Source organism: Streptomyces sp. NPDC127092, from assembly GCF_042722475.1.
GTDB lineage: Bacteria > Actinomycetota > Actinomycetes > Streptomycetales > Streptomycetaceae > Streptomyces.
Window position 1 is genome coordinate 1 of sequence record NZ_JBHXFE010000020.1, and the last position, 16079, is coordinate 16079.

10 protein-coding genes are annotated in these 16079 nt (G+C 73.7%); 3 read left to right on the plus strand and 7 right to left on the minus strand.

Translation table 11 applies throughout. From position 1 onward, the window contains the following. Positions 1-97 precede the first annotated feature (97 nt). Genes ACFWJO_RS18135 through ACFWJO_RS18165 form a run of 7 tightly spaced genes read right to left on the minus strand, consistent with a single transcriptional unit; the run spans position 98 to position 8103 of the window. Positions 98-904 carry an HpcH/HpaI aldolase/citrate lyase family protein gene (locus ACFWJO_RS18135; RefSeq protein WP_386866208.1) on the minus strand — a complete coding sequence of 269 codons (807 nt, stop codon included), beginning with the start codon at positions 902-904 and terminating at the stop codon, positions 98-100. Further along, positions 901-2133 (minus strand): CaiB/BaiF CoA transferase family protein, encoded by a 1233-nt coding sequence (locus tag ACFWJO_RS18140; protein ID WP_386866210.1) that lies wholly within the window; start codon positions 2131-2133, stop codon positions 901-903. The genes ACFWJO_RS18135 and ACFWJO_RS18140 overlap by 4 nt, the downstream gene beginning before the upstream one ends. Continuing rightward, positions 2130-3023 (minus strand): ribokinase, encoded by an 894-nt coding sequence (gene rbsK, locus ACFWJO_RS18145; RefSeq protein ID WP_386866212.1) that lies wholly within the window; start codon positions 3021-3023, stop codon positions 2130-2132. The genes ACFWJO_RS18140 and rbsK overlap by 4 nt, the downstream gene beginning before the upstream one ends. Beyond that, positions 3020-4432, minus strand: a complete 1413-nt coding sequence (locus tag ACFWJO_RS18150; protein ID WP_386866214.1) for an ADP-ribosylglycohydrolase family protein — start codon at positions 4430-4432, stop codon at positions 3020-3022. Before ACFWJO_RS18150 ends, rbsK begins: the two co-directional genes overlap by 4 nt. After that, positions 4429-5664: an ADP-ribosylglycohydrolase family protein gene (locus ACFWJO_RS18155; RefSeq protein WP_386866216.1), complete on the minus strand. Its 1236-nt coding sequence runs from the start codon at positions 5662-5664 to the stop codon at positions 4429-4431. Before ACFWJO_RS18155 ends, ACFWJO_RS18150 begins: the two co-directional genes overlap by 4 nt. Then, on the minus strand, positions 5561-7132 hold the full coding sequence (locus ACFWJO_RS18160; RefSeq protein WP_386866218.1) for an ADP-ribosylglycohydrolase family protein: 1572 nt from the start codon (positions 7130-7132) through the stop codon (positions 5561-5563). Before ACFWJO_RS18160 ends, ACFWJO_RS18155 begins: the two co-directional genes overlap by 104 nt. Continuing rightward, a complete protein-coding gene (locus tag ACFWJO_RS18165) occupies positions 7132-8103 on the minus strand; it encodes an ADP-ribosylglycohydrolase family protein (RefSeq protein WP_386866417.1) in 972 nt (323 codons plus the stop codon). The genes ACFWJO_RS18160 and ACFWJO_RS18165 overlap by 1 nt, the downstream gene beginning before the upstream one ends. A 641-nt stretch (positions 8104-8744) precedes the next feature. Here ACFWJO_RS18165 and ACFWJO_RS18170 point away from each other — a divergent pair. The 3 genes from ACFWJO_RS18170 to ACFWJO_RS18180 all read left to right on the plus strand — a co-directional run bounded on the left by ACFWJO_RS18170 (position 8745) and on the right by ACFWJO_RS18180 (position 16025). Next, complete coding sequence (locus tag ACFWJO_RS18170; protein ID WP_385694833.1) at positions 8745-9473, plus strand: VIT1/CCC1 transporter family protein; 729 nt, start codon at positions 8745-8747, stop codon at positions 9471-9473. Positions 9474-10000: 527 nt separating this feature from the next. Further along, a complete protein-coding gene (gene gltB, locus ACFWJO_RS18175; RefSeq protein WP_386866221.1) occupies positions 10001-14572 on the plus strand; it encodes a glutamate synthase large subunit in 4572 nt (1523 codons plus the stop codon). Then, a complete protein-coding gene (locus ACFWJO_RS18180) occupies positions 14565-16025 on the plus strand; it encodes a glutamate synthase subunit beta (RefSeq protein ID WP_386866223.1) in 1461 nt (486 codons plus the stop codon). Before gltB ends, ACFWJO_RS18180 begins: the two co-directional genes overlap by 8 nt. The last annotated feature ends 54 nt before the right edge of the window (positions 16026-16079 follow it).

Here is a 16079-nt window from a genome sequence, read left to right on the forward strand (position 1 = left end):
AGCGCCCCGATAGCTCCGCTATCGCGACGCCCCGGCGCCTTGCGATGCACCGCACCAGACGCCGCGGCCTATCCGGCCCTGATCCGAAAGAAACGACCTAGGCCCGGCGGGCCGCCAGGGCCAGGACGCGGCGGGCGCCGGTGACGACGGCCGCGTCGACGAAGCGGCCGTCGGGCAGCGCGAGCGCGCCCTCCTGGGCCTCCGCCGCCTTGACGACCTCCTCGGCGGCGGCGATCTCGTCGGAGGTGGGCAGATAGGCCCGCTCGATCACCGGGAGCTGGCGGGGATGGATGGCGGCCCGGCCGAGGAATCCCGTCGCCCGGCCCCGCGCGCAGCTCGCGGCGAGGGCGTCGAGGTCGCGGACGTCGGGGTGGACGGACTGGGCGGGCGGCGGCAGGGAGGCGGCCCGGGCGGCGACGACGATCCGGCTGCGCGGCCAGTCGAGCCCCCGGTCCTCGCGTACGCCCAGGTCGGCGGCGAGATCGGTCTCGCCGAGCGCGATGCCGTGGACCGAGGGGTGGGCGGTGGCGATGGCGTAGGCGTGCTCCACCGCGAGGGCGTTCTCCAGGAGCGGGTAGAGCGGGAGGCCCGCGGAGAGCTCGGCGATCCGGGCGATGTCAGTGGCGTGTGTCACCTTGGGAACACGGAGAGCGACGAGTCCGGGGAGGGAGACCAGGGATGGGATGTCGCGGAGTGCGTGGACGCGGACGTGGACCGGTACGGGCTGGGGGTCGGCGAGCAGCTCGCGGGTGGCCGCCAGGGCGTAGGCCCTGCGGTCCGGGGCCACCGCGTCCTCCAGGTCGACGATGACGACATCGGCGCCGGAGGCCAGGGCCTTGTGGACCACGTCGGGGCGGTCGCCCGGGGCGTAGAGCCAGGTGAGGGGAGGGGCGTCCGGGTTCATACGGCTCCTTCGGCGCGGAGGGTGTCGATCTCTTCGGGGCCGAGGCCGAGCTCCGCGAGGAGTTCGGCGGTGTCGGCGCCGTGCGGCCGGCCGGCCCAGCGGATGGCGCCCGGCGTGTCGGAGAGCCGGAAGAGCACGTTCTGCATGCGGAGCGGGCCGAGCTCCGGGTCGGGGACCTCGGTGACGGTGCCGAGGGCCTGGAACTGGGGGTCGTCGAGGACGTCGCGGACGTCGTAGACGGGGGCGATCGCGGCCTCCGCCTTCTCGAACGCGGCCAGGGCCTCGTCGCGGGTGTGGCGGGCGATCCACGAGCCGACCGCCTCGTCGAGGACCTCCGCGTGCGCGGCGCGGCCGGTGCCGGTGGCGAACCAGGGCTCGTCGATCAGCTCCGGGCGGCCGACGAGGCGCAGCACGCGTTCGGCGATCGACTGGGCGGAGGTGGAGACGGCGACCCAGGAGCCGTCGGCGGTCCGGTAGGTGTTGCGGGGCGCGTTGTTGCGGGAGCGGTTGCCGGTGCGCGGCTGGAGGTAGCCGAGCTGGTCGTACCAGAGGGGGTGGGGTCCGATGACGGAGAGCATCGGTTCGATGATGGCCATGTCGACGACCTGGCCGTGGCCGGTGGTGTGCCTCGCGGCGAGCGCGGTCATCACGGCGTACGCGGTGGCGAGGGCGGCGATCGAGTCGGCGAGTCCGAAGGGCGGCAGGGTCGGCGGTCCGTCGGGTTCGCCGGTGATGGCGGCGAAGCCGCTCATCGCCTCGGCGAGGGTGCCGAACCCCGGCCGGTGGGCGTACGGGCCGAACTGGCCGAAGCCGGTGACCCGGGCGAGCACGAGCCGCGGGTTGACCGTGGACAGCTCCTCCCAGCCGAGACCCCAGCGTTCGAGGGTGCCGGGGCGGAAGTTCTCCACGACCACGTCGGCGCCGGCGGCGAGCCGGAGCAGGGTGTCGCGCCCGCCGGGCGCGGACAGGTCGAGCGTCATCGTCCGCTTGTTGCGGCCGAGGACCTTCCACCACAGGCCGACGCCGTCCTTGGCGGGGCCGTGGCCGCGGGAGGGATCGGGCTTGCGCGGGTGCTCGATCTTGACCACGTCGGCGCCGAAGTCGCCGAGCAGGGTCGCGGCGAGCGGCCCGGCGAAGAGGGTGGCGAGGTCGAGGACGCGCAGTCCGTCGAGCGGCCGGGCGGGGCCGACGCGGCCGGCGGCGGGAGCCGGGGTGTGCGGGTGGCTCATGCGAGGGCCGCCTCGATCGCGACGCGGTACGGCATCGAGGTGGACGCGCCCGCGTGCTGGACGGAGAGCGCCGCGGCCGCCGCGGCCCAGCTGAGGGCCTCCGGCATGGGCCGGCCCTCGGTGAGGGCCACGGCCAGGACGCCCACGAAGGTGTCGCCGGCGGCGGTGGTGTCCACGGCCCGCACGCTGGGCGCGGGGACGGTCAGCGGTTCGGCGCCGCGTGCGGCGTAGAGGCAGCCGGCCGAGCCGAGCGTGACCACCACCTCGGGCACCTGCTCCAGGAGGGCCTGCGCGGCGGCCTGCGGGTCGGTGCGGCCGGTGAGGGCGACGGCCTCGTGCTCGTTCGGCACCAACAGGTCGGTGGCGGCGAGGAGTTCCGGAGGGAGGGCGCGGACGGGGGAGGGCGTGAGGACGGTGCGGACACCGCGCTCACGGGCGGCGCGGGCGCCCTCGACGACGACGGAGAGGGGGAGTTCGAGCTGGAGGAGCAGGGCGTCGGCGGTGCCGATCAGCGCCTCGTCGCCGTGGTCGAGGGAGGTGACGGTGCCGTTGGCTCCGGGCACCACGACGATGGCGTTGCCGCCCTCGTCGTCGACGACGATGTGGGCGGTGCCGGACGGGCCTTCGACGGTGCGCAGCAGATCGGTGTCGACGCCGCTGTGCTCCAGGGCGGCCCGCATCCGCACGCCGAAGTCGTCGGCGCCGACCGCCCCGATCATCGAGACCTCGGCGCCGGCGCGGGCGGCGGCGACGGCCTGGTTGGCGCCCTTGCCGCCGGGCACGGTGAGGAACTCGCGGCCGGTGACGGTCTCGCCGCGGGCGGGTGCCTTGGCCACGTAGGCCACGAGGTCCATGTTCGTGCTGCCGAGCACGACGATGCTGCTGGTCATGGGCGTACTGCCTCCGAGTGCGTCAGTGCGGCCAGGGTGTCGAAGCCGATGCCGTCGAAGGACGGCACCGAGGTGGAGAGCCGGTTCTTGAGGGGGGAGGTCCAGGATTCGGGAAGGCGGTCCGGGTGCCCGGCCAGCAGCCCCGCGACCGAGCCGGCGGTGGCGCCGTTGGAGTCGGTGTCCCAGCCGCCGGAGACCGCCGCGCAGACGGAGCGCGTGAAGTCGCCGTCGGCGTGGGTGAGCGCGGCGGCGAGCAGGGCGGCGTTGGGCACGGCATGGACCCAGTGATACCCGCCGAGTGCGGCGTGGAGCCGGTCCACCACGGTGTCGAAGTCGCGGTGGCCCGGGTGCGCGCGGGCGGTGGCGATGCCGAGCCGGACCGCCTGGGCGAGCCGGGACTCCGGCGGCACGACCGCGAGCCCGGTGGCCAGGGCCTCGTGGACGTCGGCGGCGCCGACGGCGGCGGTGGCGACGGTCGCGGCGACGAACATGGCGCCGTACACGCCGTTGGCGGTGTGGGTGAGCACCGCGTCCCGGTGGGCCTGCCGGGCGGCGGCGGCCGGGTCGCCGGGGTTGGTCCAGCCGTGCATGTCGGCGCGGATCTGCGCGCCGATCCACTCCCGGAACGGGTTGCGGCGGGAGGCGGTGAACGGCGGCTCGACGCCGTCGAGGAGGTTGCGGTAGGCGATCCGCTCGGCGGTGAAGGTCCGCCCGGCGGGCAGTTCGTCGAGCCAGAGCCGGGCGACGTCGGCGGTGGTGAAGCCGCGGCCGTGGCGCTGGAGGAGGAGCAGGTTGAGGAGGGGGTAGTTGAGGTCGTCGTCCTCGGGCATCCCGTCGATGTTCTCGGCGAGGGAGGTGCCGGCGGAACGGCGGTTCCAGGGATGCGCGGCGAGCAGCTTCGGCGGCACGCCGCGCGCCGTGAACCAGTCGCCGAGCGGCCAGTTGCCGGTGGCCCGGGCCAGTGCCCGGATGGCGTGCAGCGGCAGCTTCTCCACGGGCTTGCCGAGCAGGCACCCGGCGGCCCGGCCGAGCCAGGCGGCGTGCAGGCGCGGGAGCAGGGCGTTGTCCCGCACCCCGCCGCCGCCCGGAACGGGTGGGCGAGGCGTGGGCCAGTGGGGGCAGGCGGTGGTGATGTCGGCGAGGCGGGTGGGTTCCCGAGGGACAAGCGAGGAGGGGAGGGCGGCGAGGGCGTCGAGGAGTTCCTCGGCCAGGGGGCGCAGCGCGGGGCGCGGGGTGGGGGAGGCGCCCGCCGTGGGCGGCGCCTCGGGGCCGCCGGCGGCGTGCCAGCGGGCGGCGAGGGCGCGGGCGTCGCGGCCGTCCTCCGCCGCCTGGCGCAGTTCGTGGCCCACCAGGTCCTCGGGCTGGACCCAGGTGAGCCGGACGGCGTCCGCCGTCGCGCCGGGCGTCATCGCGCGCTGTCCGTCAGCGCCGCGTAGGCCGACTCGTGGGCGCGGCGGCGTGCCGTGTCGCGGGCGAAGACCTCGTGGGCCACCGCGGCCAGTGCGGCGGCCGGGCCGTGCAGATCGAGCCGGCTGGCCTCGGAGACCTGTTTCGCCCATTCCGCCGGGACGGCGGACTCGCCGTGCAGCGCACCGGCGAGCGCGCCCGCCATGGTGGCGATCGAGTCGCAGTCGCGGCCGTAGTTGACGGCGCCGAGGACCGTGCGGCGGTAGTCGCCCTCGCCGACCAGCAGCATGCCGAGGGCGACGGGCAGTTCCTCGATCGCGTGGACGCGGGACGGGCGGCGGGCGTCGAGCGAGGGGGCGCGGTAGTCGGGGCCGACCGAGTCGTACGGGGCGACGGCCGAGCGCAGCGGGGCCAGCGCCGTCTCGAAGTCACGGTGCTCGTCCGCCACTTCGGCGACCGCCTCGATGGCCGCCCGGGTGCCGTCCTTCGCCAGGGCGAGTGCCGTGTCGACGACCGAGCGCGGCGTGGCGCCGGGCGCGCACGCCGCCGCCACCGCGGCCGCGAAGACGCCCGCGGCCTCCCGCCCGTACGAGGACTGGTGGGCGCCCGCGACGTCGAGGGCCTCGGCGTAGGCGCCCGCCGGGTTGGCGGCGTTGACCAGGCCGACCGGCGCCATGTACATGGCCGCACCGCAGTTGACGATGTTTCCGCTGCCGGCCTCGCGCGGGTCGGCGTGCCCGTAGTGGAGCCGGGTGACGATCCACTTCTCGGCGAGGAAGACCCGCTGGAGCGGCAGCGCCTCGGCCTCCAGTTCCGGGATCCAGACCGTACGGCCCATGAGTTCGGGCACCAGGTGCTCGGCGACCGCGTACGCGTCGAGGTGGTCGCGGACCTTCTCGTACACCCTGATGAGGGCGTGCGTCATAAGGGTGTCGTCGGTGACGTGCCCGTCGCCCTTGTGGTACGGCGCGATGGGGCGCGCGGTGCGCCAGGCCTCGCCGTTCCACGGGCCGACGATGCCGGTGACGCGGCCGCCGTGGCGTTCCAGGATCTGCTCGGGGCTGTAGCCCTCGACGGGACCGCCGAGGGCGTCGCCGACGGCGGCCCCGAGCAGGCTGCCGGTGATCCGGTCATCCAGCGGGGGGACGGACCGAGGGATCGGCCGGCTTTGAGGGCTTTGAGGTGTTTGAGCGTTCTGAGGTGTTGGAGAGGTTTGCTGCGGTTGAGGGCTCATGGCGGAATTGTCCACCCGGGGTGGCCGGTTCCGTGGCTGCGAGGAGACCGGCGAGTTCGACCAGGTCCGTGCCCGCGAGGCGGGGCAGCGCGCAGCCCGCGAGCCTGCGGCACGCCTCCCGCCAGGTCGCCGGGACCGCGCCTCCGCCGCCCAGCGCGCCGGTGAGCGCGCCCACGAGCGCCGGGGCCGAGTCGGCGACGCGGGACAGGCAGGCGGCGGCCGGCACCGCTGCCGCCGCCTCGCCGCGGGCGGCCAGGGCGAGGGCGAGGGCGACCGGAACGGTCTCGGCGGCGGCGATGCCGTAGCTGTAGACGTGGTCGACGATCTGGTGCTCGAGAAGCGGGACCAGCTCGAAGGCGGTGGTGGCGGTACGGGCGAGCCGCACCGCGTACCGGCCGTTGCGACCGATCTCCGTCGAGGGCGGCAGCTGCGCGAGGGCCGCCTGCACCGCGTCGTCGGCCGAGGCCCCGCCGAGTGCGGCCGCGACGGCCGCCGCCATCGCGCGGGCGCCGTGGACTCCGTCGCCGTCCTGGGTGTAGCGGGCGTCGAACTCGGCGAGTTCGGCGGCGGGCAGCGGTTCGCCCGGGTGGGCGAGCGCGAGGACGGCGGCGCGGACGCAGGCCGCGTCGTCGAAGTAGTGCGGGTTGTCGTGACCGGTGGCGGGCGGGCGCAGACCGGTCGCGAGGTTGCCGAGCCCGGCCCGGACGGAGATCCGGGCGCGCAGCGGAAGGACGGCTGACTCGACCTCGGGCGCGCGGTCGGCGGCTGCGGCGACCTGGCTCGCGAGGGAGTTCCAGGCGAGGTCGACGGCGGCGCGCAGACGGCGTTCGGGGGCGAGGGTGCGGAAGAGGGGGCCGGTCGCGGCGAGCAGCGACTCGGCGGTGAACACCGCCCACTCGGCGTCGTCGGAGGGGCCGAGGCGGAGCGGCTCGGGCGGCTGGTTGAGGGCGATGGGGACGGGGAGGGTGGTCGTCGCGTTGTCCTCGGCGAAGGCGTCGAGCTCGCGGGTGAGACGGCGTGTCCACTCGGGCATCCGGGCGGCCCGGTGCCGCGCGGCCGGCCACCCGGCGGCGTCCCCGGCGGCGAGCCCGAGCAACAGCCCCTCGACCCGCCCCCGGTACGACACGCCCGAGCGCCCCTTACGCCCCCCGGCTCCGAGCACGGGCGCCCGACGTGCGCCGTCCGGCGCTCCGACCGCGGGCCGGCCGCCCTCCTCCGCCGGCGGCCACGCCGGGCGGGCCGGCTTCCGCCGCTCGTCCCGCAGGACGCGGTGACCCGTCAGGGCCGCGCCGCGTGCTGCGGCGGTGTCACCGTCGGCCGACGGCCACGGCGGGCACTCCGGCACCCCGCCCGGCGAGCCGTGAGCGCCGGTGGTGTCGGCAGCGTCGGTTCCGGAGTCCGGCTCCTGCGGCGAGGTCCGGTGCGCCAGGGCCTCCGGCGGGGCAGTGGTCGTCAGGTCGGCGCTCATCAGGAGTCCTCCTCCGGGGTCAGAAGGTCCGCGATGTCCAGGACGTGGTAACCGCGCATCGAGGGAAGGCAGCTGCCGGCGACCGGCGGGATGACGGAGGACCACTCCTCCGGGATCGCCGCGGCGCCGCCCAGCGCCCCGGCGAGGGCGCCCGCGACCGCTGCCGTCGTGTCGGCGTCGCGGCCCATGTTGACGGCGGTCAGCACCGAGGTGCGGAAGTCCCCGCGGGCCGCGGCGAACGCGCCGAAGGCGAGGGCCACCGCCTCGGGGGCCAGGTCCGTCCACGGGTAGCCGCCGATGACGACCGCCGAGCGGACCGCGCGTTCGCGCGTCAGCGGATCCGGCTCGACCCGCTGCGCCGCCACCACCGCGCGGCGCATCGAACGCGCCGTCCACGAGTCCATCGGCACCACCGACAGGGCCGCCGCGATCACCGACGTCACCGACGCGCCGTCCATCGCCGCCGCCACGCCCGCCGCGACCGCCTGCCCGCCGTAGATGCCCTCGCCCTCGTGGCTGACGCTGCCGTCGATGGCGACGAGCCTCGCCGCCTCGGCGGGCCGCCCGGCGGCGAAGACGCCGAACGGCGCCGCCCGCATGGCGAGGCCGTCGCTCCACGCGTGCCGGTGCTGCGCCGAGATGGGCGCGGCCAGACCCCGGCGGAGGTTCTCCAGGGTGCCGCGCTCCGAGAAGCCGGCGCCCCGGAACGGACCCTCGTCCAGGTCGGCGATCCAGTGGTGCCAGGCCCGTTCGACATGGGCGACGGTGAGGGCCGAGCCGTGCCGGGCGAGCAGCAGCCCGGAGAAGATGGCGTACTCGGTGTCGTCCGTTCCCGCCGGCCGGTCCGTCAGGAAGCCCTCGATCCGGCCCCAGCGGCGGCGGATCTCCGAGGGCCGCAGGTTCTCGGCGGGCGCGCCGAGCGCGTCGCCCACCGCGAGTCCGAGCAGCGCGCCCCGCGCCCGCTCCCGCAGCCCGCCGCCTGCCGCGCCTCCGACGGCCCTCCCCGTCGTCGCCGCCGTTCCCTCTGTCGCCGTTCCCGCTGTCGCTGTCGCTGTCGCAGCCGCCGCCCCACCAGCCGTCGCACCGGCCGCCCCGCCCGCCGTCCCAGCGGCCGTCCCACCTGGCGTCGCGCCGGCCGCCCCACCAGCCGTCGCGCCGGCCGCCCCGCCCGCCGTCCCACCAACCGCCGCGTCAGTCGTCCCGCCGGTCGTCCCGGCAGTCGTCACCCCGGTCATCTCGTCCTCGTTCCCCTTCCTCGCCCGCCACTTCGCCCCGCCGTTCCTCCACTCCCGCCCCTTCGCCTCTCCGCCCCTTCGCCTCTCCGCCCCTTCGCCTCTCCGCCTCTCCGCCCCTCCGTCTCTTCACCTCCCTCCCGCGTTCCCCCTCGCGCTCCCCTTCCGCGCTCCTCCACATCCCTGCCACGCGCGTGCGTCCCACGCTCACGGAAACGTTTCTGTCACCCCGTTGACACCTCGTCAGTCGCCGTTCCCCACCAAGGCGAGCCTTACTAAGTACGGCCTGCCTTGCTGGCGCGCCCCTTACATCGGGCGTATTTTCGATCGTGTCGAAGGGGGGCGGGCAGCCGAACCCGCAGAAAGACAAGGGGAGAAGCATGTCCATCATCGAAGCCGTCGCACCGCTCCACGAGGCCCACCGCGACAACCACACCCACCGTGACGTCAACGGCGGCTGGCTGCGTCCCGCGGTCTTCGGCGCGATGGACGGACTCGTCTCCAACCTCGCGCTCATGACCGGTGTGGCGGGCGGCGCGGTGTCCTCCCAGACCGTCGTCATCACCGGTCTCGCCGGACTCGCCGCGGGCGCCTTCTCGATGGCCGCCGGCGAATACACCTCCGTCGCCTCGCAGCGCGAGCTCGTCCAGGCCGAACTGGACGTCGAGCGCCGCCAGTTGCGCAAGCACCCCGTCGACGAGATGGAGGAGCTCGCCGCGCTCTACGTCTCCCGCGGCGTCGAGCCCGCGCTCGCCCGCGAGGTCGCCATGCAGCTGTCCCGCGACCCGGAGCAGGCGCTGGAGATCCACGCCCGCGAGGAGCTGGGCATCGACCCCGACGACCTGCCGTCGCCGACCGTCGCCGCGGTGTCGTCGTTCGGCTCGTTCGCGCTCGGCGCGCTGCTGCCCGTCCTGCCGTACCTGCTCGGCGCGACCGCCCTGTGGCCGGCCGTCCTGCTGGCGCTGGTCGGTCTCTTCGCCTGCGGCGCGCTCGTCGCCCGGGTCACGGCCCGCAGCTGGTGGTTCAGCGGTCTGCGCCAGCTCGTCCTCGGCGGTGCCGCCGCGGCCGTCACGTACGGCCTCGGCATGGCGTTCGGAGCCGCGTTGTAGCCCGTTCCGCGCGCGCCCTTCGCGCCCGCGGCGCCGTAACGCCGTAGCGCCGCACGCCGCAGCGTTCCCCCGCAAGGCCCCTGGTCGTCCCGGCCGGGGGCCTTTCGACGCCCCGCGCGCGGTTCGTCCGTCCCTGTCCCTGTGACGTATCTCCCTGGGCGGATCGGCCCCACCGGTGGGACACTATGCACAGCGCCACATAACTAGCCGGTTACCTGCCGGTTTCGAAACCTCGGCCGCCGGGCATGAGGGACAAGCGCCGCGGGCAATGAGGCCCGCTCTGCGACGGGTCGCCGGAGAACCCGGAATCACCCCGGAATCCCGGGCCCGTCCCCTGCGGGAACGCCGAAGTTCCCGTGTCTCACAGCTGAACCACCCGCCACCGCCCGTATCGGCGGTGTCCGCATGCTGGAATGAGCTATCCGCTTCCCGAGAAGCCAGCCATCATGTAACCTGCACGAAATTTCGCGGAGGGCCAACGTCGTCCCTCGGCTGCTGCATATGCCACGACGACGACGGGAGAGCCGATGCGTTCCGACGCCTGGTCGCCCATGGACGGTCGCCCCGCCCCGCAGGGGCTGTACGACCCCCGTAACGAACACGACGCCTGTGGTGTCGGGTTCGTGGCCACCCTCACCGGTGTTGCCAGCCACGCACTGGTCGAGCAGGCGCTGACCGTACTGCGCAACCTCGAGCACCGCGGCGCCACCGGCTCCGAGCCGGACTCCGGTGACGGCGCCGGCATCCTGCTCCAGGTCCCCGACGCCTTCCTCCGCGAGGTCACCGACTTCGAGCTCCCCGAGGCCGGCTCCTACGCCGTCGGCATCGCCTTCCTCCCCGCAGACGGCTCCGCACAGGCCGTCTCGCGGATCGAGACGATCGCGTCCGAGGAGGGTCTGAACGTCCTCGGCTGGCGCGAGGTCCCCGTCGCCCCCGAGCTGCTCGGCGCCTCCGCCCGCGCCACCATGCCGGTCTTCCGCCAGCTCTTCGTCGCCGACGGCGAGAGCACGGGCATCGCGCTCGACCGCAAGGCCTTCGTCCTGCGCAAGCGCGCCGAGCGCGAGGCGGGCACCTACTTCCCGTCGCTCTCCGCCCGCACCATCGTCTACAAGGGCATGCTGACCACCGGCCAGCTCGAGCCCTTCTTCCCGGACCTGTCGGACCGCCGCTGCGCCACCGCCGTGGCCCTGGTCCACTCCCGGTTCTCCACCAACACCTTCCCGAGCTGGCCGCTCGCCCACCCGTACCGCTTCGTCGCCCACAACGGCGAGATCAACACGGTCAAGGGCAACCGCAACTGGATGACCGCCCGCGAGGCCCAGCTCGCCGGCGACGTCTTCGGCACCGCCGCCGACGGCCGCGGCATCGAGCGGATCTTCCCGGTCTGCACGCCGGACGCCTCCGACTCCGCCTCCTTCGACGAGGTGCTCGAACTGCTCCACCTCGGCGGGCGTTCCCTGCCGCACGCGGTCCTGATGATGGTCCCCGAGGCGTGGGAGAACCACGACTCCATGGACCCGGCCCGCCGCGCCTTCTACCAGTACCACTCCACCCTGATGGAGCCCTGGGACGGCCCGGCCTGCGTCACCTTCACCGACGGCGTCCAGGTCGGCGCGGTCCTCGACCGCAACGGTCTGCGCCCCGGCCGCTACTGGGTCACCGACGAGGGTCTCGTCGTGCTCTCCTCCGAGGTCGGCGTCCTCGACATCGACCCCGCCAAGGTCGTCCGCAAGGGCCGCCTGCAGCCCGGCAAGATGTTCCTCGTCGACACCGCCGAGCACCGCATCATCGAGGACGACGAGATCAAGGCCGCCCTCGCCGCCGAGCAGCCGTACGCGGAGTGGCTGGAGACCGGCGAGATCGAGCTCTCCGACCTGCCCGAGCGCGAGCACATCGTGCACACCCACGCCTCGGTCACCCGCCGCCAGCAGACCTTCGGCTACACCGAGGAAGAGCTCCGCGTCATCCTCGCCCCGATGGCCCGCACCGGCGCCGAGCCGATCGGCTCCATGGGTACGGACTCGCCGATCGCGGCCCTGTCCGAGCGCCCGCGGCTGCTCTTCGACTACTTCACCCAGCTGTTCGCGCAGGTCACCAACCCGCCGCTGGACGCCATCCGCGAGGAGCTCGTCACCTCTCTGCGGTCCTCGCTCGGCCCGGGCAGCAACCTGCTCGACCCGACGGCGGCCTCCTGTCGCTCGGTCACCCTGCCCTTCCCGGTGATCGACAACGACGAGCTGGCCAAGCTCATCCACATCAACGCCGACGGCGACATGCCCGGCATGAAGGCCGTGACCCTGTCCGGTCTCTACCGGGTCTCCGGCGCCGGCGAGGCGCTCGCCGCCCGCATCGAGGAGATCTGCGCCGAGGCCGACGCGGCGATCGAGGGCGGCGCCCGCCTGATCGTCCTGTCCGACCGGCACTCCGACGCCGAGCACGCGCCGATCCCGTCGCTGCTGCTCACCTCGGCCGTCCACCACCACCTCATCCGCACCAAGCAGCGCACCCAGGTGGGCCTGCTCGTCGAGGCCGGTGACGTCCGCGAGGTCCACCACGTCGCCCTGCTCATCGGCTACGGCGCCGCCGCCGTCAACCCGTACCTGGCCATGGAGACCGTCGAGGACCTGGTCCGGGCCGGGACCTTCATCACGGACATCGAGCCCGAGCAGGCCATCCGGAACCTGATCTACGCCCTCGGCAAGGGCGTCCTCAAGGTCATGTCCAAGATGGGCATCTCCACCGTCGCCTCCTACCGCGGCGCCCAGGTCTTCGAGGCCGTCGGCCTCGACACCGCCTTCGTCGAGAAGTACTTCAACGGCACCGCCACCAAGATCGGCGGCGCCGGCCTCGACGTCGTCGCCAAGGAGGTCGCCGCCCGGCACGCCAAGGCGTACCCGGCCACCGGCGTCGCCTCGGCGCACCGCGCCCTGGACATCGGCGGCGAGTACCAGTGGCGCCGCGAGGGCGAGCCGCACCTCTTCGACCCGGAGACCGTCTTCCGCCTGCAGCACGCCACGCGCTCCAAGCGGTACGACATCTTCAAGAAGTACACGCAGCGCGTCGACGAGCAGTCCGAGCGCCTGATGACGCTCCGCGGCCTCTTCGGCTTCAGGAGCGACCGCCCGTCGATCTCCGTCGACGAGGTCGAGCCGGTCTCCGAGATCGTCAAGCGCTTCTCCACCGGCGCCATGTCGTACGGCTCCATCTCGCGCGAGGCCCACGAGACCCTCGCCATCGCCATGAACCAGCTGGGCGGCAAGTCCAACACCGGTGAGGGCGGCGAGGACCCGGAGCGCCTGTACGACCCGGCGCGCCGCTCCGCGATCAAGCAGGTCGCCTCCGGCCGCTTCGGCGTCACGAGCGAGTACCTGGTCAACGCGGACGACATCCAGATCAAGATGGCCCAGGGCGCCAAGCCCGGCGAGGGCGGCCAGCTGCCCGGCCACAAGGTCTACCCGTGGGTCGCCAGGACGCGTCACTCGACGCCGGGCGTCGGCCTGATCTCCCCGCCGCCGCACCACGACATCTACTCCATCGAGGACCTGGCTCAGCTGATCCACGACCTCAAGAACGCCAACCCGGCCGCCCGCATCCACGTGAAGCTGGTGTCCGAGGTCGGCGTCGGCACGGTCGCCGCCGGTGTCTCCAAGGCCCACGCGGACGTCGTCCTCATCTCCGGCCACGACGGCGGCACGGGCGCCTCGCCGCTCACCTCGCTGAAGCACGCGGGCGGCCCCTGGGAGCTCGGCCTCGCCGAGACCCAGCAGACCCTGCTGCTCAACGGGCTGCGCGACCGGATCGTCGTCCAGACCGACGGCCAGCTGAAGACCGGCCGCGACGTCGTCATCGCCGCGCTGCTCGGCGCCGAGGAGTTCGGTTTCGCGACCGCGCCGCTCGTCGTCTCCGGCTGCGTCATGATGCGCGTCTGCCACCTGGACACCTGCCCCGTCGGCATCGCCACCCAGAACCCGGTCCTGCGCGACCGCTTCTCCGGCAAGGCCGAGTACGTCGTGAACTTCTTCGAGTTCATCGCCGAAGAGGTCCGCGAGCTCCTCGCCGAGCTGGGCTTCCGCACCCTGGAGGAGGCGGTCGGCCACGCCGAGCTGCTCGACACCAGCCGCGCCGTCTCCCACTGGAAGGCGCAGGGCCTGGACCTGGAGCCGCTCTTCCACGTGCCCGAGCTGCCCGAGGGCGCGGTCCGCCACGCCCTGGTCGAGCAGGACCACGGCCTGGAGAAGGCCCTCGACAACGAGCTGATCGAGCTCGCCGCCGAGGCCCTGGGCGCCGAGTCCGCCGAGACCGCCCAGCCGGTGCGCGCGCAGGTCCCGATCCGGAACATCAACCGGACCGTCGGCACCATGCTCGGCCACCAGGTGACGAAGAAGTTCGGTGGCGCGGGCCTGCCCGCCGACACCATCGACATCACCTTCACGGGCTCCGCGGGCCAGTCCTTCGGCGCCTTCCTGCCGGCGGGTGTCACCCTCCGCCTGGAGGGCGACGCCAACGACTACGTCGGCAAGGGCCTCTCCGGCGGCCGTGTGATCGTCCGCCCGGACCGCGGCGCCGACCACCTGGCCGAGTACTCCACCATCGCGGGCAACACCATCGCGTACGGCGCGACCGGCGGCGAGCTGTTCCTGCGCGGCCGCACCGGCGAGCGCTTCTGCGTCCGCAACTCCGGCGCCCTGGTCGTCTCGGAGGGCGTGGGCGACCACGGCTGCGAGTACATGACCGGCGGCACGGCGGTCGTCCTCGGCGAGACCGGACGCAACTTCGCGGCCGGCATGTCGGGCGGCGTCGCCTACGTGATCGACCTCGACCGGGACAACGTCAACTCCGGCAACCTGGAGGCGATCGAGGCCCTGTCGGACACCGACCGGGAGTGGCTGCACGACGTGGTGCGCCGCCACCACGAGGAGACCGGCTCCACCGTGGCCGAGAAGCTCCTCGCCGACTGGGACGCGGCGGTGAGCCGCTTCAGCAAGATCATCCCGACCACGTACAAGGCAGTGCTCGCCGCCAAGGACGCCGCTGAGCTCGCCGGTCTCTCCGAGCAGGAGACCACCGAGAAGATGATGGAGGCGGCGACCCATGGCTGACCCGAAGGGCTTTCTCACCACCGGCCGCGAGGTCGCCCGGACCCGTCCCGTGGCCGAGCGCGTCAAGGACTGGAACGAGGTCTACGTCCCCGGCTCCCTGCTGCCGATCATCAGCAAGCAGGCCGGCCGCTGCATGGACTGCGGCATCCCGTTCTGTCACAACGGCTGCCCGCTGGGGAACCTGATCCCCGAGTGGAACGACTACGCCTACCGCGAGGACTGGTCGGCCGCGTCCGAGCGCCTGCACGCCACGAACAACTTCCCGGAGTTCACCGGCCGTCTGTGCCCGGCTCCGTGCGAGTCCGCGTGCGTGCTCGGCATCAACCAGCCGGCCGTCACCATCAAGAACGTCGAGGTCTCGATCATCGACAAGGCCTGGGACGCGAACGACGTCAGGCCGCAGGCGCCCGAGCGCCTGTCCGGCAAGACCGTCGCCGTGATCGGCTCGGGCCCGGCGGGCCTCGCCGCCGCCCAGCAGCTGACCCGGGCCGGCCACACCGTGGTCGTGTACGAGCGGGCCGACCGCATCGGCGGTCTGCTGCGCTACGGCATCCCCGAGTTCAAGATGGAGAAGCGGCACATCAACCGCCGCATCGAGCAGATGCGCGCGGAGGGCACCAAGTTCCGCACCGGCATCGAGGTCGGCCGCGACATCACCGCCACCGACCTGCGCAAGCGGTTCGACGCGGTCGTGATCGCCGCCGGCGCCACCACCGCCCGCGACCTGCCCGTGCCGGGCCGCGAGCTCAAGGGCGTCCACCAGGCGATGGAGTACCTGCCGCTCGCCAACAAGGTCGTCGAGGGCGACTTCGTGACCTCGCCGATCACCGCCGAGGGCAAGCACGTCGTGGTCATCGGCGGCGGCGACACCGGCGCGGACTGCGTCGGTACGGCGCACCGCCAGGGCGCGGCCTCGGTCACGCAGCTGGAGATCATGCCGCGGCCGGGCGAGGAGCGGAACGCCAACCAGCCCTGGCCGACCTTCCCGATGCTCTACAAGGTCACCTCGGCGCACGAGGAGGGCGGCGAGCGGGTCTACTCCGTCTCCACCACCCACTTCGAGGGCGACGAGGACGGCAACGTCCAGTTCCTGCACCTGGTCGAGGTCGAGTTCGTCGACGGCAAGCTGACCCAGAAGCCGGGCACCGAGCGGAAGATCCCCGCCCAGCTGGTCACGCTCGCGATGGGCTTCACCGGCACGGACGTGGAGAACGGCCTGGTCGCCCAGTTTGGTCTGGACCTCGACGAGCGGGGTAACATCGCGCGTGACGCGGACTTCGCCACCAACGTCGATGGCGTCTTCGTCGCCGGTGACGCCGGCCGCGGTCAGTCGCTGATCGTGTGGGCCATCGCGGAGGGCCGTTCGGCCGCCCGCGGCGTGGACCGCCACCTGACGGGCGCCAGCTCCCTGCCGGCCCCGATCCGCCCGACGGACCGTGCACTGACGGTCTGATCCGCCGGATCACCCCTCATCCGTCCCGTACAACGACGTGCGGAACTGAGCGCG

Coding starts and splice junctions, on each gene's coding strand:
- ACFWJO_RS18170 (WP_385694833.1), top strand. CDS start 8,745: ATGTCCATCATCGAAGCCGTCGCACCGCTCCACGAGGCCCACCGCGAC.
- ACFWJO_RS18160 (WP_386866218.1), bottom strand. CDS start 7,132: ATGAGCGCCGACCTGACGACCACTGCCCCGCCGGAGGCCCTGGCGCAC.
- ACFWJO_RS18150 (WP_386866214.1), bottom strand. CDS start 4,432: ATGACGCCCGGCGCGACGGCGGACGCCGTCCGGCTCACCTGGGTCCAG.
- ACFWJO_RS18180 (WP_386866223.1), top strand. CDS start 14,565: ATGGCTGACCCGAAGGGCTTTCTCACCACCGGCCGCGAGGTCGCCCGG.
- ACFWJO_RS18140 (WP_386866210.1), bottom strand. CDS start 2,133: ATGAGCCACCCGCACACCCCGGCTCCCGCCGCCGGCCGCGTCGGCCCC.
- gltB (WP_386866221.1), top strand. CDS start 10,001: ATGCGTTCCGACGCCTGGTCGCCCATGGACGGTCGCCCCGCCCCGCAG.
- ACFWJO_RS18155 (WP_386866216.1), bottom strand. CDS start 5,664: ATGAGCCCTCAACCGCAGCAAACCTCTCCAACACCTCAGAACGCTCAA.
- ACFWJO_RS18135 (WP_386866208.1), bottom strand. CDS start 904: ATGAACCCGGACGCCCCTCCCCTCACCTGGCTCTACGCCCCGGGCGAC.
- rbsK (WP_386866212.1), bottom strand. CDS start 3,023: ATGACCAGCAGCATCGTCGTGCTCGGCAGCACGAACATGGACCTCGTG.